Below are 22,431 nucleotides of genomic sequence, written 5' to 3'. Positions count from 1 at the left end.
GCCATGTCGTTGCACCAGTATCGGCGCAAACGCCGGCTTGGCGGTGGCGCCGGGCAGACAACGGAGCCCGACGACACGCCCGCACCGGGCGACCCGAAGCAGCGGCCGACCTTTGTCATCCAGCTGCACCATGCCAGCTCGCGTCACTATGACTTCCGCCTGGAAATGGACGGCGTACTGAAGAGCTGGGCGGTGCCCAAGGGGCCTTCCCTGCGCGTCGGTGAAAAGCGGCTGGCCGTGGAAGTGGAAGACCATCCGTTGTCCTACGCCGGTTTCGAGGGAGACATTCCTGAAGGTCACTATGGTGCGGGCCACGTGGAAGTCTTCGATCACGGCACCTGGGCCTGTGAAGGCGATCCACTGCAGGCACTGGCGGCGGGCAAGATCGACTTCGTGCTGCATGGACAACGCCTGGCCGGTGGCTGGAAGCTGGTGCGGACCGCGATGAAAGGACGCCAGGTGCAGTGGCTGTTGATCAAGCGCGGTGACGGGGAAGCGCGCGACGCGGAGGCGGATGACCTGCTGACGGCACCGATGCCGAAACGAACACCTGCGGCGAAGAAGCGTTCCGCGGACAAGACGGCGCGAGCTGCACTCGTCGCACGCACGACCACACGCAAGGCCGATGTGCGCTGGCATACACGCGCGCTGCAACTGCACGGCGCACGTGACGCACCCTACCCGCATGCATTCAAACCGCAGTTGACCGATCATCGCGACAGTGCGCCGGACGGCGACCGCTGGCTTCACGAGATCAAGTGGGATGGCTATCGCCTGCTGGCGGATCTGCACAATGGCGAGGTCAAGCTGCGCTCCCGCAATGGTCTGGATTGGACCGATGATTTTCCCGAAGTGGTGCAGGCCGTGCAGGCGCTGCCGGTGCGCGATGCACGCCTGGACGGCGAACTGGTGGTGCTGGACAAGGAAGGACGCAGTGACTTCGCAGCGTTGCAGCGGGTGATCGACGGCAGTTCGAAGCAACCGCTGCGCTACATCGTGTTCGATCTTCCGGGCGTGGCTGGAGCGGATATCAGTCGTGCGCCGTTGCTGGAGCGCAAAGCACTCCTGAAAGAGCTCATTGGGCCGGCCCCTGGCACCCTGGCCTTCAGCGAGCACGTGATCGACCATGGCCCGCAGGTGTTCGATGCCAGTGGCAAGGCCGGATTCGAAGGCACCGTCAGCAAGCAGGTGGATGCCCCGTACGTGAATACCCGCGCGCGCAGCTGGGTGAAGGTGAAGCACGAAGACACCGACGAGTTCCTGATCGTCGGCTACACGGCACCCAAGGGTTCACGGGTGGGGTTCGGCTCGCTGCTGCTGGCGACGCCGGACAAGGGCGGCTTGCGCTATGTGGGCCGCGTTGGCACCGGTTTCGACGACCAAAGCCTGCGCGCGCTGCTCAAGGCACTGCAGCCATTGGCGGTGAAGACGCCCGTGCTGCAGCTGCCGGCGCATGTGCCGTTCCGCGCTGCCAGCGTACGCTGGGTGAAGCCGGTGGCGGTGGCCGAGGTGGCCTTCCGTGGCTGGGGCAAGGAAGGCCTGCTGCGCCAGGCCAGTTTCAAGCGACTGCGCAGCGACAAGCAGAAGGAGGACCTGGGAATGAGCACCGCAGATACCGAGACCGGAGGCGAGGTCGAGATCACTCATCCGGAGCGGGTGGTGTTTCCAAGGCAGAAACTGCGCAAGGGTGACGTGGCCGACTACTACCAGCGCATGGCGCGCTGGATCCTGCCCGAGATTGCCGGACGTCCGCTGTCACTGCTGCGCTGCCCGGACGGCGTGGGCAAGGCCTGCTTCTTCCAGAAGCACCATGGCCCCGGTCTGGGGGACGCGGTACATGCGGTACCCCTGCAGCAGAAGAGCGGCCGCGAGGATTACGTCTACGTCGACGATGCGCGGGGCCTGCTGCAGCTGGTGCAGATGAACACCCTGGAACTGCATCCGTGGGGCGCGACCGTGGCCGATCCCGAGCACCCGGATCGTCTGGTGTTCGATCTCGACCCCGGCGAAGGGGTGAGCTGGGCACAGGTGAAGGCCGCTGCGCGCGATGTCCGTGACCGCCTGCAGGAGGTGGGCCTGCAGAGCTTCGTGCGGCTGTCCGGTGGCAAGGGCGTGCACGTGGTGGTGCCGCTGCAGCCCAAGGCTGGCTGGGACGAGGCCAAGGCGTTCTGCGAGGCGTTCGCGCAGGCAATGGCGCTGGAGCAGCCTGATCGCTACGTGGCGACGATGAGCAAGGCCAAGCGCGGCGGCGTGATCTTCATCGATTGGCTGCGCAACACACGCGGTGCCACCAGCGTGTGTTCGTGGTCGCTGCGCGCGCGCGATGCTGCCGGCGTGGCGGTGCCGCTGCGCTGGGAAGAACTGGCCCGGGTGAGCGCGGCCGACGCGTTTCCGATGGCCAAGGCGCTGGCGCGCGCCAAGCGGCTGAAGGGTGACCCATGGCAGGGCATCGCGCGGTTGAAGCAGAGGCTGCCGTCGCTGAAGCGGTAGTGCCGGCCGCTGGCCGGCAACCTCGGCCATCCTGCAGTTGCCGGCCCGCGGCCGGCACTACCTGCATGCGCTCAGCGCAGATCGCGCGAGGGGCGGCGCCCGAACCACCAACCGACCAGCAGTTGCAACGGCAGCGATGCCAACAGCGAAATGACGAACCAGAACGGGAAGTCCGCACCCGCCGTCCACATCGCGTAGCCACAGCCCAGCGCGATCAGCGACCAGATCGAGAAGCCATGTGAACGCGGCCAGCACGGTGCGTAATAGGTGGCGAAGGAAATGCCGGCGACGCCACCGAGTACGCTGAAGGCCAGGTCCCACCCCAACTGCACGCTGTTGCTGTCCGGCGACAGGCCCAGCAACGGCGGCAGCCAGCCGGCGACGCTGCTGACCAGCGCAAGCGACAGCACGCCGCCGATCAGGGCGACGATGGACAGGAACAGGGTCTTGAGCAGGCCAGGCATGCGCGTATTGTACGGCTGCCACAGAGTGCCCGCGTTGCCGGCCAGCGGCCGGCACTACCGATGGATCGGCATGGCCGCCGTGCCCGTGGGAGAGGGGTACGGAGCAGCGGCGGCCATGCACAGGCAGTCAGGCGGCGAAGTCGAGCACCACGCGGCCTTCGATGGTGCCCGCGTGCATGCGCGCGAACACGTCGTTGATGTTTTCCAGGCGGTCGGTGCTGACCGTGGCTGCGACCTTGCCTTCGGCGGCGAACTGCAGTGACTCCTGCAGATCCAGCCGGGTGCCGACGATCGAGCCGCGCACGGTGATGCCGTTGAGGACCATGCCGAAGATGTCCAGCGGGAAGTTGCCGGGCGGCAGGCCATTGAGCGACACGGTGCCACCGCGGCGGACCATGCCCAGAGCCTGTTCGAACGCCTTCGGCGAAACCGCCGTGACCAGGGCGCCGTGCGCACCGCCGATCTCCTTCTTCAGGAATGCGGCCGGATCGGTGGTACGCGCGTTCACGGTGATCTGCGCGCCGAGCTGCCGGGCCAATGCCAGCTTGTTGTCGTCCACGTCCACCGCAGCCACATTCAGGCCCATCGCACGGGCGTACTGCACCGCCATGTGGCCTAGGCCACCGATGCCGGAAATCACCACCCAGTCCCCGGGCTTGGTGTCGGTCACCTTCAGGCCCTTGTATACGGTCACGCCGGCGCACAACACCGGCGCGATCTCGACGAAGCCCACTTCCTTCGGAAGCAGGCCGACATAGTTGGCATCGGCCAGTGCGTACTCGGCGAAGCCGCCGTTGACCGAGTAACCGGTGTTGCGCTGCGTCTCGCACAGCGTTTCCCAGCCACCCAGGCAGTGTTCGCAATGGCCACACGCCGAGTACAACCAGGGGATGCCGACCCTGTCGCCTTCCTTGACGTGCCCTACCCCGCCTCCCACGGCCACGACGTGCCCCACGCCCTCGTGGCCGGGGATGAATGGCGGGTTCGGTTTCACCGGCCAGTCGCCCTCGGCGGCGTGCAGGTCGGTGTGGCAGACGCCACAGGCCTCGATCCTGACCAGCACCTCGCCCGCCCCCGGGCGCGGTACCGAGACTTCCTCGATGACCAGCGGCTTGCCGAACTCGCGTACGACGGCGGCCTTCATGGTGGATTGCATGTTCGGATCTCCGCAGTGCGCTTGCCCACAGAATGACGCCGGCTCGAGGCCGGCGCTTTGATCACGATCAAACCTTTGAAGATCCGTGCAGCAGGTTCAGCTGGCCAGTACCGATGCTTCGCGCGCCAGTCGTTCGATGGCGTCCCAGTCACGGGTCTGCAGCAGCGCCGGGGTGGTCAGCCACGAGCCGCCCACGCACAGCACGTTGGGCAGGTGCAGGAACTGCGGCGCGGTCTGCGCGCTGATGCCACCGGTCGGGCAGAACCGCACGTCGGCAAACGGGCCATGCCAGGCCGCCAGCAGCGCAGCACCACCGGCCTGCACCGCCGGGAAGAACTTGAAGGTGTCCGTGCCGTGCTCCAGGCCCAGGATCAGGTCCGAGGCGGTGGCGGCACCGGGCAGGTACGGCAGGTCGGCATCGCGCGCGGCGGCATACAGCGCCGGCGTTGCACCGGGCGACACCGCGAAGCGCGCGCCGGCCTGCTTCGCCGCCTGCATCTGCGTGGCGTTGAGCACGGTGCCGGCGCCGATGACAGCATCGGGCACGGCCTCGACCATGGCCTTGATCGCATCCAGCGCCTGCGGCGTGCGCAGCGTCACTTCGATCACCGGCAGGCCGCCGCGGAACAGCGCCTGGGCCACTTCGACCGCCTCATTCACATCTTCGGGGGTGTACACCGGAATCACCGGTGCCAGCTTCAACAGCGCGCGCAGGCGCGGATCAGCGCTGGACATGGTCTTGCTCCTTGCCCGATGGGGCATCGCGGATCGCCGCCGGGTCCGGCAGCGCAGCGGCGCATGATGCCATGCGCGCTGCAAAGGTGCTGGTACCCTGCCCTGCGGCGGATTCAGACTGCGTCGGCCTGCAGTGCCTGGATGCGGCGCTGGTACCAGTCACCCCCAAGCGGGTCGAACACCGCGGAACGTTCCATCGGCGCTTCGTATACATGCACCGAAATGGCCAGGGCTTCATCGCTGGCATTGCGCAGGGTGTGGTATTCGTGAGGTGGAATGAGGCTGCCGGCGCTGCCGCAGCCCCCGCGCAGCGCGGCGTGGCGTCGGAAGCGCCAGCGTTCGCCGGCGCATTCCAGCAGCTCGTAACGGGTGATCTCCAGTTCCCCCAACCACACGCCCTCCACACACCACATGGCATCGTGGTCGTGCAGCGGCGTGCCCTGCCCTGGGCCCCAGCTCATGGCAATCACGCTGTAGCCGTGTTCCTGGCTGTGGTACAGCGGGCGTCGCGCGTAATGATCACTGACCGGACGGTGCACGCATTCGGGTAGCTCGATGCGGCTGTCCGCAATGGCTTCCTGCAGCGCCAGCTGCAGGTCGGCGGTGATGCGCCCGGCATCACCGGAGGTCATCGCCGCGTCGACTGCGGCGATCAACCGGTCGCGGCCACGGAACGCCGGAAACGGAGAAGTCTGCAGGTCCATGCCCCGACTGTAGCGGAGCATGGTTAAGGGAATGTTGGTGTTCGCGCGCGTGGCACCCGCATTCATGGCAAGCACGCGTGAAAAACGGTTCAGATGCAAACGCAGTAGAGCGATCACAATGGAACCCCACGCGGTGGAACGTGTCGAACACGATCTGTGCCGCTCCAGCTGCGACATTCCGCAACTTCGCGCCCGACGGGCGCAAGGCTAGAATTCTCCGACTTACCTGGTTCTATACATGTCAGTGCGAAATATGAGCGATGCCGCGTTGCCGGCATCGAAAGGCAAGGCTGCCACGATCAACGACATCGCACGACTGTCGGGAGTTTCCAAGAAAACGGTTTCAAGAATCATCAACAACTCGCCGCTGGTGCGCAAAGACACCCGCGACAAGGTCGAGGCGTTGATGCGCGAGGTCGGTTACGTGCCCGACCCCCTGGCGCGCGGACTCGCGTTCCGCCGCTCCTTCCTGATCGGGCTGGTGTACGACGACCCCGGCGCCCAATGCATTGTCGACCTGCAGCACGGCGCGCTGGAAGCGCTGCGCGGCACCGGCTATGAGCTGGTGGTGCATCCCTGCGACAGCCAGGACCCGGAGTGCGCGCAGGGCGTGCGCCGCTTCGTGCAGCAGCAGAAGCTGCATGGGGTGATCCTCGGCCCGCGTGCATCCGAATCGGTTGCACTCGCGCAGATGCTGGACGACATCGACTGCCGCTACGTGCGGATCAACGCGCATGCGTCGGAAGAAGACGTGCAGGCGGTGGTCACCCACGATCGCGATGGCGCGGCAGCAGCAGCGGGCTACCTGCTCTCGCTCGGCCACCGCGACATCGCGGTGATCGCCGGACCGGGTGACCGGCGCGCGGCGCGTGAGCGTACCCATGGCTTCCTTGACCGGTTGGCCCAGGTGGGGCTGACCTTGCCGGGCGAGCGCGTGCTGGAAGCGGGCGACACCTTCGAATCCGGCGTGCATGCCGCCGAACGGTTGCTGCTGGGGGAACGCCGCCCCAGTGCGATCTTCGCCGGCAACGACGAGATGGCGGCCGGTGTCTACCAGGTCGCGCTGCGTGCGGGTATTGCCGTGCCACAGCAGCTGTCGATCGTCAGCTACGACGACAGCCCGCTGGCCTCGCGGCTGTGGCCGCCGCTGACCTCGGTGCGCCGCCACGTGTCCGACATCGGCCGCATGGCCGCAGCGATGCTGGTGCAGACCGATCTGCCGGATGCGCCGACCGCAGCCAGCGTGCATCCGCAGTTGATGGTGCGTGGTTCCTGCCGCGCCGTGGACGCCTGAGTGCCCTGCCCTCGCCTGCGCCGCTGCAATGGCGCAGGCAGGCAACAACGAAAACGGCGCATCCAGGTGCGCCGTTTTCCTTTCAATGCGAAGCGCTGTACGCCGTGCGCTTACACGTCGCCGCCGTCGGCCCAGCCTTCGCCGGTGCCCTTCTGGAACACGCGGTCATCGCCCTGCACGTCACCGGCAGGCAGGTGCGCCTGGTCGGCCAGTGCCGCGTAGATCGGGGTGAAGTCCGGCGACGTCGCCTGCATCAGCTGTTCGAAGCTGTCGATGACGAAGTAGGTCTTCTGGAAGGTGTCGATGCGGTACTTCGTGCGCATGATCCGCTGCAGGTCGAAGCCGATGCGGTTGGGCGCGGCCGATTCCAGCGAGTACAGCGACTCGCCCTTCGACGACACGATGCCGGCGCCGTAGATGCGCAGGCCTTCGGGCGTATCGATCAGGCCGAATTCCACCGTGTACCAGTACAGGCGCGTGAGGTTCTGCAGCGCGTCCGGGCCGATCGCATGGGCTTTGACGCCGCCACGGCCGTACGCCTCCATGTAGTCGGCGAACACCGGGTTCATCAGCAGCGGCACGTGGCCGAACAGATCGTGGAACAGGTCCGGCTCGGCGATGTAATCAATCTGGTCCGGGCGACGGATCCACCAGGTCACCGGAAAACGGCGATTGGCCAGGTGGTCGAAGAAATCCAGTTCCGGCAGCAGGCCTTCAACGCCGACCAGGGTCCAGCCGGTGGCGGCGCCCAGTACTTCGTTGAGCTGGTCGAAGCGCGGAATCATGTGCGCGCTCATGCCCATCTCGTCCTGTGCATCCAGGAACTCCTGGCAGGCGCGGCCGACCAGCAGCTCACGCTGGCGCTGGTACAGCGTGCTCCAGGTGGCGTGGTCGTCGGCGGTATAGGTGTCCCACGGCTGCTCGACGAGCGCGGTGGTGTACACCGGCACGTAGCCCTTGTCGGTCTGCTGGTGTTCGACGCGGCGGGGCTGGGCGAGGTCCATGGGGCACTCCTTGACGGGATGCCTACGATGCTAGGGCAGAGCACGCGCAACAGGGTTGCAAAAGTTGCGCCCGTTGGCCCTGTTGGCGCAATATCCTTGCGTACTCACCATGTTGCGGGGCAACAATGGCCGGAGAAGTCCAGTTTGATCGCACGGATATACGCCTGCTGGCTGAAATCCAGCGGGATGGGCGCGCCACCAACGCCGAACTGGCGGCGCGGGTGAATCTTTCTCCTTCGGCCTGCCTGCGGCGGTTGCAGCGGCTGGAAAGCGAGGGTGTGATCGTCGGCTATGGCGCGCGGCTGGAGCCGCGGCAGCTGCGGCTGGGCCTGCAGGCCTTCGTGCGCGTGCAGCTGGAAAAGCACGACCAGGCCGCCATCGGCCACTTCGTGGACAGCGTGCAAGCGTGGGACGAGGTGGTGGCCTGCCATGCGCTGACCGGCGACATGGACTACCTGCTGCACGTCTACGTGCGCGACCTGGAGCACTTCTCGCGCTTCCTGCTGGACCGGTTGCTCAACGCCGGTGGCGTGGCTGATGCCAATTCCAGCTTCGTGCTGCGCACGGTGAAGGGTTTCCAGGCACTGCCGCTTTCGCAGCTGGAGTCCTGAGCGGCCACCGGGCATGCCCGGTGGCCAGGCATCAAGGGATCAGCACTTGTCCTTGCGGCCCATCAGCTTGCCCAGGCGCGAGGCTTCCTCGCACTTGGGGGCAGCCACCGGCGCCGGTGCAGCGGCGGCGGCACGCGCGCGCTGCAGCTGCTGGATCCTGGCGCGGATCTGCGGCATCGCGGCCATCGCGGCCTTTTCGCCTTCCAGGATCGCCGTGCCGCGCTGGCTGAAATCGGCAGCGCCGATGTCCAGCACCTTCGGCCGGATGACGATGTCGGCCCGCGCCAGTTCCTGCTCGCCCAGGCGCTGGCCCATGATCGAGATGGACTGGTTGACGATGCCCAGCATGTCGGTCGGCGCCTTGCCGCTGGCCTTGCTGGAGATGTCCACGGCGATCACGAAGTCGGCGCCGAGCTGGCGCGCGGCATCCACCGGTACCGGGCTGACCACGCCGCCATCGATGTAGTTGCGACCACCGATCTTCACCGGTTCGAACACGCCGGGAATGCTGCTCGACGCACGCACCGCCTGGCCGACGTTGCCGCGCACGAAGATCGCGCGCTCGCCGGTTTCCAGCTGGGTGGCGACGGCGGCGAACGGCTTCTTCAGGCGTTCGGCCGGACGGTTGGCAACCTGTTCGTTGACGTAGTCCTGCAGCTTCTGGCCCTGCACCAGGCCACCGGAGAACAGCCGCACGTCGCGGATGCTGGCTTCATCCAGCGCCACCGCCTTGCTCTGCATCTGGAACGCGTCCATGCCGCTGGCGTACAGCGCGCCGACCACGCTGCCGGCACTGGTGCCGGACACCACCGCCGGTTCGAAGCCATTGGCCTCCAGCATCTTGATCACGCCGATGTGGGCAAAGCCCTTGGCCGCGCCACCGCCGAGGGCGATGCCGATCTTCACCGGCTTGGCCTGTGGCACCACGGTCGGCGCCGGCGGCGGCGTAGGGCGGACCGGATCGCCACCGCAGCCGGCCAGCAGGCCGATCAGGGCGACGGACAGCAGCATGCGGGGGCGGAACAGGCTCATCGGCAGTGCGCTCGCGGCGCCGGATTCAGGAAAGGGCGCCAGCATACCGAAGCCGTGGCGGGGCGGGCAGGGTGGGAAATATCGCCCATTCATAAAGGTAGTGCCGGCCGCTGGCCGGCAACCATAGGGAAACTGGCAACGGTCCATGGGGTTGCCGGCCAGCGCCCGACGCTACCGGGATGCGCGCCAAGGTCCATGGGGTTGCCGGCCAGCGGCCGGCACTACCGGGATGCGTGCCAAGGTCCATGGGGTTGCCGGCCAGCGGCCGGCACTACCGGGATGCGCGCCAAGGTCCATGGGGTTGCCGGCCAGCGGCCGGCACTACCGGGATGCGCGCCAAGGTCCATGGGGTTGCCGGCCAGCGGCCGGCACTACCGGGATGCGTGCCAAGGTCCATGGGGTTGCCGGCCAGCGGCCGGCACTACCGGGATGCGTGCCAAGGTCCATGGGGCTGCCGGCCAGCGGCCGGCACTACCGGGATGCGCGCCAAGGTCCATGGGGCTGCCGGCCAGCGGCCGGCACTACCGGGATGCGTGCCAAGGTCCATGGGGTTGCCGGCCAGCGGCCGGCACTACCGGGATGCGTGCCAAGGTCCATGGGGTTGCCGGCCAGCGGCCGGCACGACCGGAGGCGGTCAGAAGCGGTTGTCGCCGTCCAGCATCCGGCCCAGGCCGCCCAGTACCGAACCCTCGCCGCGGTTCTGGCCACCGCCCTGCGGCGCGGCCATCCACATGCGGCCGGCCAGGCGCGAGAACGGCAGCGACTGCAGCCAGACTTTGCCTGGGCCGGTCAGCGTGGCCAGGAACACGCCCTCGCCGCCGAACAGCATGCTCTTGATGCCCGCAACACGGCGCACGTCCATGTCCACGGTCGGGTGGTAGGCCACCACGCAGCCGGTATCCACGTCCAGGCGCTCGCCGGCAGCCAGCTCGCGTTCCACCACGCAGCCGCCGGCGTGGATGAACACCCAGCCGTCGCCTTCCAGCTTCTGCATGATGAAACCCTCACCACCGAACAGGCCGGTCATGATCTTGCGCTGGAACTGCACGCCGATCTGCACGCCGCGCGCACCGGCCAGGAAGCTGTCCTTCTGGCAGATCAGGCGGCCGCCGTGCTGGTCCAGTTTCATCGCCAGCACCGTGCCCGGGTAGGGCGCAGCGAAGGCGACCTTGCCCTTGCCGTGCCCGCTCTGCGTGTAGACGGTGGCGAACAGGCTCTCGCCGGTCAGCACGCGCTTGCCGGCGGCCATCACCTTGCCCATGAAGCCGCCGCCCTGGTCGCCGTTGGCGGCGCCGAACACCGTGTCCATCTGTACCGTGGCGTCCTTGAACATCAATGCGCCGGCCTCGGCGATGGCGCTCTCGCCGGGGTCGAGCTCGATCTCCACGAACTGCATTTCATGGCCGACGATGCGGAACTCGATGTCGTCGGCGCGGCCGCTGACGCCGGCGGGGACCGGCGGTGGGGTGTTGGGCATGCCCGGGGCCGGCGCCTGCAGCTCGGCCACCTCGGCGATCGGCGTCCACCCGCTCATGCCCTGGCACCAGGCCAGCGCGCGCGGATTGGCCTGCGCGTAGCGGCGCGCGGCCTCGTCATCAAGCGGGCCGATGCGCTCGGCCTGGGCGGAGGCATGGAAGTACCACTGGGTCATGGTGGCGGGTCCGTCGCGTTGGAAACCCCGAGTCTAGCGAGCGCCCGGGGGCGCCGGCGACGGGGCCATGAACGGCGGGCATTTGCGGCGTAGGTGCTGTATTGCAACAATTATCTGGTAGCGCCGTTTTACCACCCCTCCAAACACAGCCTACCGCCATGTCCCCGACCCGTACTTCCCGTGGCCGCCTTCCGGTCGCGCGCCCCCTCGTTGCCGCTCTTTCCGCCCTGCTGCCGCTGGTAGCAGCCGCTCAGGAAACCCCCGCCGCCAAGGATCCGGTTGCCCTCGATGCCCTGCAGGTGACCGCGCAGCGCCGCGTCGAGAACGCCAAGGACGTACCGGTCGCGCTGAGCGCGATCCAGGGCGAGAAGCTGGATGTGCTCGGCTCGGCCGGCGATGACATCCGCTTCCTGGCCGCGCGCGTGCCCAGCCTCAACATCGAGTCGTCCTACGGCCGTGCCTTCCCGCGCTTCTACATCCGTGGCCTGGGCAACACCGATTTCGACCTCAATGCTTCGCAGCCGGTGTCGCTGGTGTATGACGACGTGGTGCAGGAAAGCCCGCTGCTGAAGGGCTTCCCGCTGTTCGACCTGGCCAACGTGGAAGTGCTGCGTGGCCCGCAGGGCACGCTGTTCGGCCGCAACACCCCGGCCGGCGTGGTCAAGTTCGATTCGGCGCGACCGTCGCAGGATGCCGACGGCTACGTGCGCGTGGGCTACGGCAGCTACAACAGCTGGAACGTGCAGGGCGCCTACGGCGGCCCGCTGACCGACCGCTGGTCGGCACGTGTCTCGGCGATCTACCAGCGCCGCGATGACTGGGTCGACAACACCCGCGCCGGTGCCCCCAACAGTGGTTTCGAAGGCTATGACGAAGCCGCCGGCCGCGTGCAGTTCCTGTACGAAGGCGACGACTTCGAAGCGCTGTTCAACCTGCACAAGCGCAAGCTCAACGGCACCGCCCGCCTGTTCCGCGCCAACATCATCCAGAAGGGTGGCAATTCGCTGGTCGAGAACTTCGACCGCGACAAGGTGGCCAACGACGGCGTCAACTTCTCCGACCTGGAAACCTGGGGCGGCAGCGCGCGCCTGCAGTGGAACCTCGGCTCGGTGACGTTGCATTCGATCACCGGCTACGAGACCGCCGAATCGCTCAACCGTGGCGACATCGACGGCGGCTACGGTGCGGCCTTCCTCGGTGCTGGCAACTACGGCCCGGGCCTGATTCCGTTCTCCTCGGAGTCGGCTGATGGCCTGCCACACCATCGCCAGTGGACGCAGGAATTCCGCGTCGAGTCCAACGAGTGGGGCCGCTTCGATTGGCAGGCCGGCGTTTTCTACTTCGATGAAGACGTGACCATCAACAACTTCAACTACGACTCGCTGGCCCCGGGCAATCCGCAGACCGGCCACGTGGTGCAGAACCAGCGCAACAAGGCCTGGGCGGTGTTCGCTTCGGGCGACTTCGATGTCACCGATCGCTTCAAGCTGCGCGCCGGCGTGCGCTACACCCAGGACAAGAAGGACTTCAGCGCCAGCGTGCTGCAGGCCGTTCCGTTCGGCACCCCGGTCAGCGGCCCGTACCTGGCCAACACCGACGTCAACGACGTCAGCTGGGATGTCAGCGGCGTCTACAAGCTGACCGACGACATCAACGCCTACGCCCGCGTGGCCAAGGGTTTCCGCGCACCGTCGATCCAGGGCCGCCTGGCCTTCGCGCCGGGCCTGTCGCAGGCCGATTCGGAGAAGGTCATCTCGTATGAAGCCGGCATCAAGGCCGACCTGTTCGAGCGCCGCGCGCGCCTGGGCCTGAGCGTGTTCCGCTACAACGTCGACGGCCAGCAGCTGATCGCGGTGGGTGGCAGCAACAACACCGCCACCCTGCTCAACGCCGACAAGACCATCGGCCAGGGCGTGGAACTGGACCTGGAAGCCTACCTGGCCGATAACGTCCTGCTGACCTTCGGCAGCAGCTACAACGACACCGAGATCAAGGACAAGGATCTGGCGGTGGCGATCTGCGGCGGTGGCTGCACCATCAACGACCCGACCACGGTGATCAACGGCCAGACCTATGCGCTGGTGAACGGCAACCCGCTGCCGCAGGCGCCGAAGTGGATCCACAACGCGACCCTGCGCGTGGGCTTCCCGCTCAGCGATGGCAGCGAGCTGTACGCCTACACGGACTGGGCCTACCGCAGCGCGGTGAACTTCTTCATCTACGAGTCGCCGGAATTCCGCGGCCGTAGTTCGCTCGAAGGCGGCCTGCGCCTGGGCTACAACTGGGATTACGGCCAGTACGACGTAGCCGTGTTCGGCCGCAACCTGACCAACCAGACCCGCGTGGTCGGCGCGATCGACTTCAACAACCTGACCGGCTTCCTCAACGAGCCGCGTACCTGGGGCGTGGAGTTCACCGCGAAGTTCTGATGCGGTGGCTGCGTTGATGCAATGAAGAAGGGCCGGCGCAATGCCGGCCCTTCTTCCTTACGCCCATTGGTAGTGCCGGCCGCTGGCCGGCAACGAGTGATCCGGCGCGCGCTTACAGCGCGCTCTGCGGGCGCACCTTCAGCACCGCGTTCTCGGTCGCGCAGTCGCGGCTGGAATGCAGGCCGGCCTTGCGCGCGGCAGCGATCTCCTTGCGCGCGGCCAGCAGGTCCTTGTTGAACGCGGCGTTGTCGTGCAGGCGGGCCACGGCGGCGGCGCCCATGAAGCGGCCTTCGAGGATGTCGCTCTGCCAGTGCACGTTGCAGACCAGGCGGCTCTCGCCGTAGTTGCGCCCACGGGCCTGGATGGCATCGGCGCGGTCCGGCGCGATCTCGGACAGGATCAGTGCCCAGGCCCAACCGATCGAGGTGTGGCCGGACGGGTAGGAACCGTTCTTGCGCAGGCCTTCCTCGTCCTTCGGCGAGCAGGTCGGTTCACCGTTGACCATGAACGGGCGCGGGCGCTGGTAGTGGTTCTTGGCCGCCTTGGTCGCCGCACTGGCGTCGATCCGGCTGCGCTCCAGCAGGCGATACAGCGCCGGGGTCTTCACCGCATCGACGTCGATGTCGGCGGCGCAGGAGAAGTGGTTGGCGCCTTCGGGGAAACCGAGTTCCGCATCGACACCGGCCTGGGCGAAGCGCGGGCTGCCACGCAGCGCGCGGGCTTCACGGCTGACCTGCTCGTCCAGGGCGAGCGCGGCCGAACCGGCCACCGGGGGTGCCGGTACCAGGTCGAGGCTGGCCGGAACCGCGCTCTTGTCCAGATAGCCCACCGCCTTGGTGGTGATGTTGGCTTCGACGGCGGTCGGCTTGGTGGCGGTGGCGGCACAACCGGCCAGGGCCGCGACGACGGCAAGGCCGAGCAGCGGGCGGGCAGGGTGGGAAATCAGCGACATGGACAGGCTCCGGGAGAGAAAACAACGCGCCATGATCGCAGCCCCCATACGACACTGCAGTGGCCATCGGTCATACGGCCAGACCCGGCATGGTCATTGTCGCGATATGAAAAGCGTCATCGTTTGACGTCAGTCTCCTGATTCCGGGCGCAGCGCACGGACTTTCACGCCGCTGCACCGCGAGCATCGGCACAACGGCAAGCGCCAGGGCCGTCCAGTTCCAGCCGGGTCGGGGGGATCCGAAGACAGAGGGAGAGAAGCGATGCGCAGCACCGCAACAGGAAGTACCGTCCTGGCCCTGCTCCTCGGGCTTGCAACAGCGCCGGCGCAGGCCGCCGACGTGGTCGGCGTGGCCTTCGTGCATGGCACCGGCGCGCAGACCAACGCCACCCAGGACTACTGGCAGCCGGCGATCATCGACACCGTGCGCCAGGGCCTGCCGAACAGCAGCAACTACGTGGTCATCAACTGTGACTTCACCCAGTACATGTGGAAGCCCGAAGCTGCCGGTTGCCTGGCCAACCAGCTGACCAGCTTCATCGACAGCCGTGGCATCACCCAGCTGGTGGTGATCACCCATTCCAACGGCGGCAATGTGGTGCGCTGGATCCTGTCCAACCCGACCTACGACAGCCGCTATCCGAAGATCATCCGCACGGTGCGCAAGGTCACCGCGCTGGCACCTTCCTCGGCGGGTACGCCGTTGGCCGATGCGGTACTCAACGGCAACACCTTTGAAACCTCGCTGGGCTGGCTGCTGGGCTACAAGAACGACGCGGTGCGCCAGCAGCAGGTGGCGAGCATGGCCACCTACAACGCGCAGAACCTGTATGGCACGGCCGGTCGCCCAGCGCTGCCCAAGCCGTTCCGCGCGGTGGTCGGCAGCGACGTGGAATCGGCGGTGTGGGACAGCAACAGTTACTGCGGCGGCTATGCCGCCAACGTCGGCCTGGAGTTCACCCAGAACTGGCTGTCGTCCTGCTCCGATGGCTTCCTGGAGTGCAGCAGCCAGATGGCCGCCGGCACCACCTGGTTCACCGACAAGGCGCGTACCCAGGGCGCAGAACCGCTCAGCCACAACCAGAGCCGCCGCGAGTGCTTCGGCCTGGGCACCCTGCTGCGCAACGACCTGATCCAGTGAGGGAGACGACCATGACGATTCAATCCACCCTGCTGGCCGGCGCCGTGCTGGCAGTACTGTCCCTTTCCGCAGCGCAGGCCGCGCAGCCGCTGCAGGCCGCCCGCGCGGGCGATCAGGTGCCTGCGGCACTGGTGGGCGCGCCGCTGCCCGCCGATGACAGCGAACGCGCACCGCTGTCCTTCGCCTGGGCCTTGGACCCGGCGCAATCGCTGCAGGCGGCCACGCCGTACGCCTCGGTCAGCCGCAGCTACTGGCAGCAGGTCGATGGCGCGCAGCTGCAACGCGGCCTGGAGTTGCCGCTGACGGCGCCCGACGCGGTGATCCAGCTGAGCCCGGCCGAAGGCGCGCGGGCAGTGCCGGCAAATGCGTTGCAAGTGCGCGACCCGGCGGGCCGCAGCAGCGTGGCCCGCAGTGTCGACGCGCGCGCGCTGCAGCAGGCCGGCATGCCGGTGAGGGATGGCAGCAGCATGCTGCGCACCGGCGCGACCAGTGCCGCCGGTGCGTACACGCTGCAGAGCGCGCAGGCACAGGGCCGCTACGTGGTGCAGGTGCTGGAGCCGAACAGCCCGCTGCGGCTGGAAGTGCAGGCCAACCAGGCGCAGGTGCTGGCCGGTGGCAACGTGCAGTTGCAGGCACGCCTGCTGGAAGACGGCGCCACCACCGCGCAGCTGGCCTCGCGTCGTGGCGGCCTGGGCGGTGAAGCCCTGCTGGTCGCGCCCGATGGCCGCAGCTGGCCGCAGCGGTTGCTGCGCACCACCGATGGTGCCCTGCGTGCGCAGGTGCGGATTCCGGCTGATGTCGGCAGCGTGCAGGGGCTGTGGGAACTGCAGGTGTTCGCCCAGGCCGATGGCGTGCTGCGCGATGGCAAGGTGGCCTTCGCGGTGGCGCGGCCCACTGCGCGCTTCAGTGGCCAGGCGGCACCGGACCCGGCCAGCCGCCAGGTAGCGCTGCCGCTGCAGGTGGCCGCCGCCGGTCGTTACGAGGCGCGTGGCACCTTGTATGCCACCGGCCGCGATGGCCAGCTGAAGCCGGTGGCGCAGGCGCACGCGGCCGCGTGGTTCGATGGACCGGGGCGTGGCCAGCTGGTGCTGCCGTTCGACCAGGCCGCGTTGCCGGCTGGCTTCGGCGCGCCGTACGAGTTGCGCGACCTGCAGCTGCAGGACCAGAGCCGGATGGCACCGATCGAGTCACGCGCACTGGCGTTGCGGTTCTGAGCAAGGCGGTGGCGGGCCGGAACATCCGGCCCGCTGCACCGGCATGGCGACGGAATGGCATCGCGACGGGAATGACACCACGACGGGGTAGAGTCGACTGTTAGTCGACTGCCTTTCGCCTGGATCGCAAAGGTCCCGCGCTGCGCGCGATAGTCGACCAACAGTCGACTCTACCGCCGTCGGTCTCCCAGGCCTGTCGGTTTCCGAGCCTGTCGGTTTCCAGGCTCCTTGTTTCCCCCGAGGGCTCCGCCTCACCCCGCGTACGCGGTCAGCCGGCCTTCCTGCTCGCACACGGTGATCGCGCCACCGAACACCGCCGACAGCGGCGCGCTGCGCAGCAGTTCGGCGCGGGTGCCATCAGCCAGCACACGGCCGTCGCGCAGCAGCACCACGCGTTCGATCTCGGGAATGATCTCTTCGATGTGGTGGGTCACCAGCACCAGGGTGATGCCCTGTTGGGCGAGCACCCGCATGGTCGCCACCAGCTGCTCGCGGGCGACCAGGTCCAGCCCGGTGGAGGGTTCGTCCAGCAGCAGTGCCTGCGGCCGATTGACCAGCGCGCGGGCGATCAGCACGCGGCGGGTCTCGCCGGCCGACAGCTCGGCATAGGCGCGTTCGCGCAGGGACAGGGCGCCGGTCATCGCCAGTGTCTCGCCGACGCGCGTGCGCATGTCGGCGGTCACTTCGCGGAAGGCCGGCACCACGTAGCTGGCGAAGAAGCCGGACAGCACCGCCTGTTCCACGGTCAGCCCGGGCATGTCGGCCAGATTGCTGCTGAGGTCGCCGGTGACGATGCCCAGCTGCGAACGCAGCCGGTCCACCTGCCAGCGGTTCTGGCCCAGCACCTTCACCGCCACCGAGCCGTCTCCCTGTGCAAGGGGATACAGTTCGCGGGTGATCAGCTTGATGAAGGTCGACTTGCCGCAGCCGTTGGGGCCGAGCAGGGCGGTGTGCTGGCCCTGCGCAATGCGCAGGCTGAGCCCGTGCAGCACCTTCACCTGGCCGCGCACCACGGTGGCGCGGTCCAGTTCGATCAAGGGGGGCGGCTCCGCCAGGGGCGGGGCGGCGGTCATGGTGCTGGCGCGTGGATCAAGGCTCGACAACTCAGGTCCCCAACTGTGAACGGTGCCACGGATGACGGTGGCAATCACCGCCGCAGGGATGCAGTTTGCAACGCAAGCGCCCATGATGTCTGCCATCCCCGCGTCGATACGGAGAGCCGCCATGCCCGATGCCCTGATGTCCCTGTTGACCGGTGGTGTGCTCGGCCTCGGCTGGTGGGCCATGCTGGGCGTGCTGCTGGTCTTCACCCAGATCACCATCTTCTCGGTGACCCTGTACCTGCACCGCAGCCAGGCCCATCGCGGCGTCGATTTCCACCCGGCGCTGGCCCACGTGTTCCGTTTCTGGCTGTGGCTGACCACCTCGATGATCACCCGCGAGTGGGTGGCCATCCACCGCAAGCACCATGCCAAGGTGGAGACCGAGGACGACCCGCACAGCCCGGTCACCCGCGGCATCGGCAAGGTGTTCTGGCACGGCGTGGAGCTGTACCGGGAGGCACGCGGCATGCGCGCGGACATCGATCAGTACGGGCGCGGTACCCCGGATGATGCGATCGAGCGCCATTTGTATACCCCGCACGCCACGCTGGGCCCGGTGCTGCTGCTGGCGATCAACAGCGTGCTGTTCGGCCTGCCCGGCGTGGCCCTGTGGGCGATCCAGATGGCGTGGATCCCGTTCTGGGCCGCGGGCGTGGTCAATGGCCTGGGCCACTGGTGGGGCTACCGCAACTACGAATCGGCCGATACCTCCACGAACCTGACGCCGTGGGGGTTCTGGATCGGTGGTGAGGAGCTGCACAACAACCATCATGCCTTCCCCAGTTCGGCGCGCTTTGCGATGCGGCGCTGGGAATTCGACATCGGCTGGAGTGCGATCCGCCTGCTGCAGGCGCTGCGCCTGGCCAAGGTGCTTCGCGTTGCACCGGCCATGGACGTACGCCCGAACATCGCCGTGCCCGATGCCGAGACCCTGAAGGCGCTGCTCTCGCACCGCTTCCAGGCGATGACCGACTATCAGCGCAACGTGTTCATGCCGGCCCTGCGCGAGGAAGCCGCCCACGCTGGGGCCAAGCTGCGGCGCCGGCTGCCGCGCCGGCTGCGCCGTGGCCTGGTCAACGATGGCCGCTGGCTGAAGCCGGACAGTCGTGCCCAGCTCAGCGAATGGGTGGCACAGCGCCCGCGCATCCGCACCCTGGTCGAGTACCGCGCGCGATTGGCCGCGTTGCTCGAGGCCCGCGGCCACGATGCCGCCGAGCGCCTGCACCAGCTGCAGGCCTGGTGCCGCGAGGCCGAGGAAAGCGGAATCGCGGCGCTGCAGGCCTACGCTGCGCGATTGAAGGGCTACAGCCTGGTGGGCGCGTGAGGGCAGGGTACGGAGTTCTGCTGGCGGTGCTGCTGCCGGGTGCGGCGCTGGCCCAGGTCACCGATACCACCAGCTACCTGCAGCGGATGGACAGCGATGGCGACGGCCGGGTGAGTGAATCCGAGTACGTGCAGTGGATGCTGTATGCCTTCGACCGCATGGACCGCAATGGCGATGGCGTGCTGAGCGCCGACGAGCTACCCGGTGGCAAGGGCAGGGCGATCCGCCGCGAGCAGCAGCGGCAGGTGATCGTGCAGCGCTTCCATAAGCAGGATGCCAACGGTGATGGTGTCCTGGATGCCCGTGAACTGGCGGCGCCGCCACGCTGAGCGGGCGTAGAATCGGTTCATGCCTGAACTGCCCGAAGTCGAAACCACCCGCCGCGGCCTGGCGCCGCACCTGCAGGGCCGCCGCGTGCATGGCGTGATCCTGCGCCGCGCCGACCTGCGCTGGCCGATTCCGCCGGAAGTGGCCGAGCTGCTGCCGGGGCAGCGCATCGAGGACATCCGCCGTCGCGCCAAGTACCTGCTGCTGGACACCGCCATCGGCAGCGCCGTGCTGCACCTGGGCATGTCCGGCAGCCTGCGCGTGCTGCCCGGCGACACCCCGCTGCGCGCGCACGACCATGTGGATATCAGCCTGGACAACGGCCGCCTGTTGCGCTTCAACGACCCGCGCCGCTTCGGCAGCCTGCTGTGGCAGCCGGCCGGCGAAGTCCACCCGCTGCTGCAGGGGCTGGGCCCGGAGCCGCTGGACGATGCCTTCGACGGGGACTACCTGTTCGCCCGCAGCCGTGGCCGCAGCGCGCCGGTGAAGACCTTCCTGATGGACCAGGCGGTGGTGGTGGGCGTGGGCAACATCTACGCCGCCGAGAGCCTGTTCAAGGCCGGCATCAGTCCGCTGCGCGAGGCCGGGAAAATCTCGCGCGAGCGCTACCAGCGGCTGGCCGATGCGGTGAAGGAGATCCTCGGCTACGCCATCACCCGTGGTGGCACCACCCTGCGTGACTTCATCAGCCCCGATGGCGCGCCGGGTTACTTCGAGCAGGAACTGCTGGTGTACGGCCGTGACGGGCTGCCCTGCCCGAACTGTGGCCGCGCGCTGAAGCACGCCACCATCGGCCAGCGCGCCAGCGTCTGGTGCAGCCACTGCCAGCGCTGAGGCAGGCGGCCAGCGGCAGCTGAACGGGCAGGGCACGTCTCCGCTGCCCGTTAACGTTTGTCTGCCTATGATGGCCGACCTTCCCCTCTGTGCCTGACGCGCCTGCATGCAACGACGCGACTTCATCCGCAATGCCTCCCTCGCCCTGGCTGCATTCGGCCTGCCGTCCCTGCCCGCGTGCGCGGCCAGCAGGAGTGGCCAGATGGGCCTGCGCCGCCTCGGCCAACCGCAGCCGTTCGACTTCGCCACCCTGAAGGGCCAGGCGCGCGCGCTGGCACAGGCGCCCTACAAGAGCCACAAGCGGGTGCTGCCGGGCCGCCTGGAAGGCCTGGACTGGGACCAGTACCAGTCGATCGGTTACCGCCAGGACCATGCGCTGTGGGCTGACCAGCCGGGCAAGTTCCAGGCCAAGTTCTTCCACCTGGGCCTGTACTTCCACTCGCCGGTACGCATGTTCGACGTGGTCGACGGCAAGGCGCAGGAGCTGGCCTATGACGGCGCGGCGTTCAACTACGGCAAGAGCGGCATCAAGGACGGCGAGCTGCCGGCCGATCTCGGCTTCGCCGGTTTCCGCCTGAACACCCGCAAGGACACCGATCGCGATTTCGCCGCCTTCCTCGGCGCCAGCTACTTCCGCGCCGTCGGCAAGGAAGGCCAGTACGGCCAGTCCGCGCGTGGCCTGGCAATCGATACCGGCATGGGCAAGCCGGAGGAATTCCCGGACTTCATCGCCTATTACCTGGAACAACCCTCGGCTGATTCGGACACGATTGTGGTCTACGGCCTGCTGGATTCGCCCAGCGTGGCGGGCGCCTATCGCTTCGCGATCACCAATGGCGACGTGCTGCTGATGGACATCGACAGCGCGCTGTACCCGCGCAAGGCGATCGAGCGGTTGGGCATCGCCCCGTGCACCAGCATGTACCAGGTGGGTGAGAACGACCGCCGCATGGCCTGGGACTGGCGCCCGGAGATCCACGACACCGACGGCCTGTCGCTGTGGACCGGTGCCGGCGAATGGATCTGGAGGCCGCTGCTGAACCCGCGCAACCTGCGCTTCAACATGTTCGTGGACCGCAACCCGCGCGGCTTCGGCCTGCTGCAGCGCGACCGCAACTTCGACCATTACCAGGACGACGGCGTGTTCTACGAGAAGCGCCCGTGCCTGTGGGTGGAGCCGAAGGGCGAATGGGGCGAGGGCTCGGTGCAGCTGGTGGAGATCCCCACCGTGGACGAGACCTTCGACAACATCGTGGCGTTCTGGAACCCGAAGGAAAAACCGCAGCCGGGCCAGGAACTGCTGGTCGGCTACCGCCTGTACTGGGGTGCCGAACCGCCGGCACGGCCGCCGCTGGCGCACTGCGTGGCCAGCCGCACCGGCCTGGGTGGCGTGGTCGGCAAGAAGCGCGAGTACTTCAGCTGGCGCTTCGCGGTGGACTTCGAAGGTGGCGAACTGGCCAGGCTGATCGACAAGGGCGAGGTCGAGGCGGTGGTGGAAGCCAGCCGCGGCCGGGTCGAGATCGTGTCGGCGCGTCCGCTGCGCGAGATCAACGGCTACCGCGCGATGTTCGACCTGGTGCCGCCGGAGGGCAGTACCGAGCAGATCGACATCCGCCTGTTCCTGCGCAGTGGCGGCAAGACCCTGACCGAGACCTGGCTGTACCAGTACACCCCGCCGCCGGCCGGTGCGCCGGAGCGCACGCTGTACTGAGTGGTTTGGGATTGCAGGGCTTGCAGCCCTGCACCTGCCGAGGTCAAAGCAACAGCAACAGCCGAAGCAGAAGCTGGTTTCCTGTGGGGAGGCGGGGTGGGTCCGGTGGCGGGAGACGCCGTAAACCCGTCCATGAAGTGACCCCCGGGAGTTGGACGTCAGATCCAACCCCGAGGGATACATGAACAGATATGACGCACGTTTCAAACTGCAGGTCGCCAAAGAGGCCTGCAAGACCTCCACATCGGTCAAAGC

General features: G+C 67.7%; 19 protein-coding genes. 10 read left to right on the top strand and 9 right to left on the bottom strand.

Annotated features, from left to right (window positions below):
* The first annotated feature begins 3 nt into the window (after nt 1–3).
* The gene (gene ligD, locus AC5P67_RS16530; RefSeq protein ID WP_111118473.1) at nt 4–2,490 is read left to right on the top strand and encodes a DNA ligase D; all 2,487 of its coding nucleotides are present in this window, start codon (nt 4–6) and stop codon (nt 2,488–2,490) included.
* A 71-nt stretch (nt 2,491–2,561) separates the two neighbouring features.
* Here the strand turns inward: ligD and AC5P67_RS16525 are convergent, their stop codons facing one another.
* The 4 genes from AC5P67_RS16525 to AC5P67_RS16510 form a co-directional block, all read right to left on the bottom strand.
* Nucleotides 2,562–2,954, bottom strand: a complete 393-nt coding sequence (locus AC5P67_RS16525) for a hypothetical protein (protein WP_005411776.1) — start codon at nt 2,952–2,954, stop codon at nt 2,562–2,564.
* A gap of 127 nt (nt 2,955–3,081) precedes the next feature.
* Entirely contained in the window at nt 3,082–4,110 is a 1,029-nt protein-coding gene (gene adhP / locus AC5P67_RS16520) for an alcohol dehydrogenase AdhP (protein ID WP_043035289.1), read from the bottom strand.
* Between the two features lie 96 nt (nt 4,111–4,206).
* On the bottom strand, nt 4,207–4,845 hold the full coding sequence (gene eda, locus AC5P67_RS16515; protein WP_005411778.1) for a bifunctional 4-hydroxy-2-oxoglutarate aldolase/2-dehydro-3-deoxy-phosphogluconate aldolase: 639 nt from the start codon (nt 4,843–4,845) through the stop codon (nt 4,207–4,209).
* Between the two features lie 113 nt (nt 4,846–4,958).
* Nucleotides 4,959–5,549: a cysteine dioxygenase family protein gene (locus AC5P67_RS16510; protein WP_005411799.1), complete on the bottom strand. Its 591-nt coding sequence runs from the start codon at nt 5,547–5,549 to the stop codon at nt 4,959–4,961.
* A 238-nt stretch (nt 5,550–5,787) separates the two neighbouring features.
* Here AC5P67_RS16510 and AC5P67_RS16505 point away from each other — a divergent pair, with 238 nt between their 5' ends.
* On the top strand, nt 5,788–6,843 hold the full coding sequence (locus AC5P67_RS16505; RefSeq protein ID WP_032966127.1) for a LacI family DNA-binding transcriptional regulator: 1,056 nt from the start codon (nt 5,788–5,790) through the stop codon (nt 6,841–6,843).
* A gap of 110 nt (nt 6,844–6,953) precedes the next feature.
* On the opposite strand, the gene phhA is transcribed toward AC5P67_RS16505, so the two are convergent.
* On the bottom strand, nt 6,954–7,847 hold the full coding sequence (phhA, locus tag AC5P67_RS16500) for a phenylalanine 4-monooxygenase (RefSeq protein WP_005411781.1): 894 nt from the start codon (nt 7,845–7,847) through the stop codon (nt 6,954–6,956).
* A 125-nt stretch (nt 7,848–7,972) separates the two neighbouring features.
* Between phhA and AC5P67_RS16495 the strand changes: the two genes are divergently transcribed.
* Nucleotides 7,973–8,458: an Lrp/AsnC family transcriptional regulator gene (locus tag AC5P67_RS16495; RefSeq protein WP_005411782.1), complete on the top strand. Its 486-nt coding sequence runs from the start codon at nt 7,973–7,975 to the stop codon at nt 8,456–8,458.
* Between the two features lie 39 nt (nt 8,459–8,497).
* On the opposite strand, the gene AC5P67_RS16490 is transcribed toward AC5P67_RS16495, so the two are convergent.
* Together AC5P67_RS16490 and AC5P67_RS16485 are read right to left on the bottom strand one after the other, a co-directional pair.
* A complete protein-coding gene (locus AC5P67_RS16490; protein WP_005411784.1) occupies nt 8,498–9,490 on the bottom strand; it encodes a patatin-like phospholipase family protein in 993 nt (330 codons plus the stop codon).
* Between the two features lie 634 nt (nt 9,491–10,124).
* On the bottom strand, nt 10,125–11,141 hold the full coding sequence (locus AC5P67_RS16485) for a TIGR00266 family protein (RefSeq protein ID WP_043035291.1): 1,017 nt from the start codon (nt 11,139–11,141) through the stop codon (nt 10,125–10,127).
* Nucleotides 11,142–11,299: 158 nt separating this feature from the next.
* On the opposite strand from AC5P67_RS16485, the gene AC5P67_RS16480 reads away from it, so the two are divergent.
* Nucleotides 11,300–13,570 carry a TonB-dependent receptor gene (locus AC5P67_RS16480; RefSeq protein WP_005411806.1) on the top strand — a complete coding sequence of 757 codons (2,271 nt, stop codon included), beginning with the start codon at nt 11,300–11,302 and terminating at the stop codon, nt 13,568–13,570.
* Between the two features lie 112 nt (nt 13,571–13,682).
* On the opposite strand, the gene AC5P67_RS16475 is transcribed toward AC5P67_RS16480, so the two are convergent.
* Nucleotides 13,683–14,522: an acid phosphatase gene (locus AC5P67_RS16475; protein ID WP_111118444.1), complete on the bottom strand. Its 840-nt coding sequence runs from the start codon at nt 14,520–14,522 to the stop codon at nt 13,683–13,685.
* 262 nt (nt 14,523–14,784) lie between these two features.
* Here AC5P67_RS16475 and AC5P67_RS16470 point away from each other — a divergent pair, with 262 nt between their 5' ends.
* Nucleotides 14,785–15,663: a lipase family protein gene (locus AC5P67_RS16470; protein ID WP_099490817.1), complete on the top strand. Its 879-nt coding sequence runs from the start codon at nt 14,785–14,787 to the stop codon at nt 15,661–15,663.
* An 11-nt stretch (nt 15,664–15,674) separates the two neighbouring features.
* Nucleotides 15,675–16,877: a DUF4785 domain-containing protein gene (locus AC5P67_RS16465; RefSeq protein WP_111118445.1), complete on the top strand. Its 1,203-nt coding sequence runs from the start codon at nt 15,675–15,677 to the stop codon at nt 16,875–16,877.
* A 251-nt stretch (nt 16,878–17,128) separates the two neighbouring features.
* On the opposite strand, the gene AC5P67_RS16460 is transcribed toward AC5P67_RS16465, so the two are convergent.
* A complete protein-coding gene (locus AC5P67_RS16460; RefSeq protein ID WP_088435950.1) occupies nt 17,129–17,950 on the bottom strand; it encodes an ABC transporter ATP-binding protein in 822 nt (273 codons plus the stop codon).
* Nucleotides 17,951–18,101: 151 nt separating this feature from the next.
* Here AC5P67_RS16460 and AC5P67_RS16455 point away from each other — a divergent pair, with 151 nt between their 5' ends.
* The 4 genes from AC5P67_RS16455 (at nt 18,102) to AC5P67_RS16440 (ending at nt 22,176) form a co-directional block, all read left to right on the top strand.
* A complete protein-coding gene (locus tag AC5P67_RS16455; protein WP_111118446.1) occupies nt 18,102–19,304 on the top strand; it encodes a DesA family fatty acid desaturase in 1,203 nt (400 codons plus the stop codon).
* A complete protein-coding gene (locus tag AC5P67_RS16450) occupies nt 19,301–19,633 on the top strand; it encodes an EF-hand domain-containing protein (protein WP_111118447.1) in 333 nt (110 codons plus the stop codon). Before AC5P67_RS16455 ends, AC5P67_RS16450 begins: the two co-directional genes overlap by 4 nt.
* 19 nt (nt 19,634–19,652) lie before the next feature.
* On the top strand, nt 19,653–20,465 hold the full coding sequence (gene mutM / locus AC5P67_RS16445) for a bifunctional DNA-formamidopyrimidine glycosylase/DNA-(apurinic or apyrimidinic site) lyase (protein ID WP_005407488.1): 813 nt from the start codon (nt 19,653–19,655) through the stop codon (nt 20,463–20,465).
* Between the two features lie 106 nt (nt 20,466–20,571).
* Nucleotides 20,572–22,176 (top strand): OpgD/OpgG family glucan biosynthesis protein, encoded by a 1,605-nt coding sequence (locus tag AC5P67_RS16440; protein WP_012478684.1) that lies wholly within the window; start codon nt 20,572–20,574, stop codon nt 22,174–22,176.
* Nucleotides 22,177–22,431 lie beyond the last annotated feature (255 nt).

Source organism: Stenotrophomonas sp. YJH_SMC_21, from assembly GCF_059369555.1.
The sequence above is the reverse complement of the archived record's forward strand: the minus strand, read 5'-3'. Positions and strand labels throughout refer to the sequence as shown.

Excerpts from the sequence above, each read along its gene's own strand:
- ligD (WP_111118473.1), top strand. The coding sequence starts at position 4 with ATGTCGTTGCACCAGTATCGGCGCAAACGCCGGCTTGGCGGTGGCGCC.
- AC5P67_RS16525 (WP_005411776.1), bottom strand. The coding sequence starts at position 2,954 with ATGCCTGGCCTGCTCAAGACCCTGTTCCTGTCCATCGTCGCCCTGATC.
- adhP (WP_043035289.1), bottom strand. The coding sequence starts at position 4,110 with ATGCAATCCACCATGAAGGCCGCCGTCGTACGCGAGTTCGGCAAGCCG.
- eda (WP_005411778.1), bottom strand. The coding sequence starts at position 4,845 with ATGTCCAGCGCTGATCCGCGCCTGCGCGCGCTGTTGAAGCTGGCACCG.
- AC5P67_RS16510 (WP_005411799.1), bottom strand. The coding sequence starts at position 5,549 with ATGGACCTGCAGACTTCTCCGTTTCCGGCGTTCCGTGGCCGCGACCGG.
- AC5P67_RS16505 (WP_032966127.1), top strand. The coding sequence starts at position 5,788 with ATGTCAGTGCGAAATATGAGCGATGCCGCGTTGCCGGCATCGAAAGGC.
- phhA (WP_005411781.1), bottom strand. The coding sequence starts at position 7,847 with ATGGACCTCGCCCAGCCCCGCCGCGTCGAACACCAGCAGACCGACAAG.
- AC5P67_RS16495 (WP_005411782.1), top strand. The coding sequence starts at position 7,973 with ATGGCCGGAGAAGTCCAGTTTGATCGCACGGATATACGCCTGCTGGCT.
- AC5P67_RS16490 (WP_005411784.1), bottom strand. The coding sequence starts at position 9,490 with ATGAGCCTGTTCCGCCCCCGCATGCTGCTGTCCGTCGCCCTGATCGGC.
- AC5P67_RS16485 (WP_043035291.1), bottom strand. The coding sequence starts at position 11,141 with ATGACCCAGTGGTACTTCCATGCCTCCGCCCAGGCCGAGCGCATCGGC.
- AC5P67_RS16480 (WP_005411806.1), top strand. The coding sequence starts at position 11,300 with ATGTCCCCGACCCGTACTTCCCGTGGCCGCCTTCCGGTCGCGCGCCCC.
- AC5P67_RS16475 (WP_111118444.1), bottom strand. The coding sequence starts at position 14,522 with ATGTCGCTGATTTCCCACCCTGCCCGCCCGCTGCTCGGCCTTGCCGTC.
- AC5P67_RS16470 (WP_099490817.1), top strand. The coding sequence starts at position 14,785 with ATGCGCAGCACCGCAACAGGAAGTACCGTCCTGGCCCTGCTCCTCGGG.
- AC5P67_RS16465 (WP_111118445.1), top strand. The coding sequence starts at position 15,675 with ATGACGATTCAATCCACCCTGCTGGCCGGCGCCGTGCTGGCAGTACTG.
- AC5P67_RS16460 (WP_088435950.1), bottom strand. The coding sequence starts at position 17,950 with ATGACCGCCGCCCCGCCCCTGGCGGAGCCGCCCCCCTTGATCGAACTG.
- AC5P67_RS16455 (WP_111118446.1), top strand. The coding sequence starts at position 18,102 with ATGCCCGATGCCCTGATGTCCCTGTTGACCGGTGGTGTGCTCGGCCTC.
- mutM (WP_005407488.1), top strand. The coding sequence starts at position 19,653 with ATGCCTGAACTGCCCGAAGTCGAAACCACCCGCCGCGGCCTGGCGCCG.
- AC5P67_RS16440 (WP_012478684.1), top strand. The coding sequence starts at position 20,572 with ATGCAACGACGCGACTTCATCCGCAATGCCTCCCTCGCCCTGGCTGCA.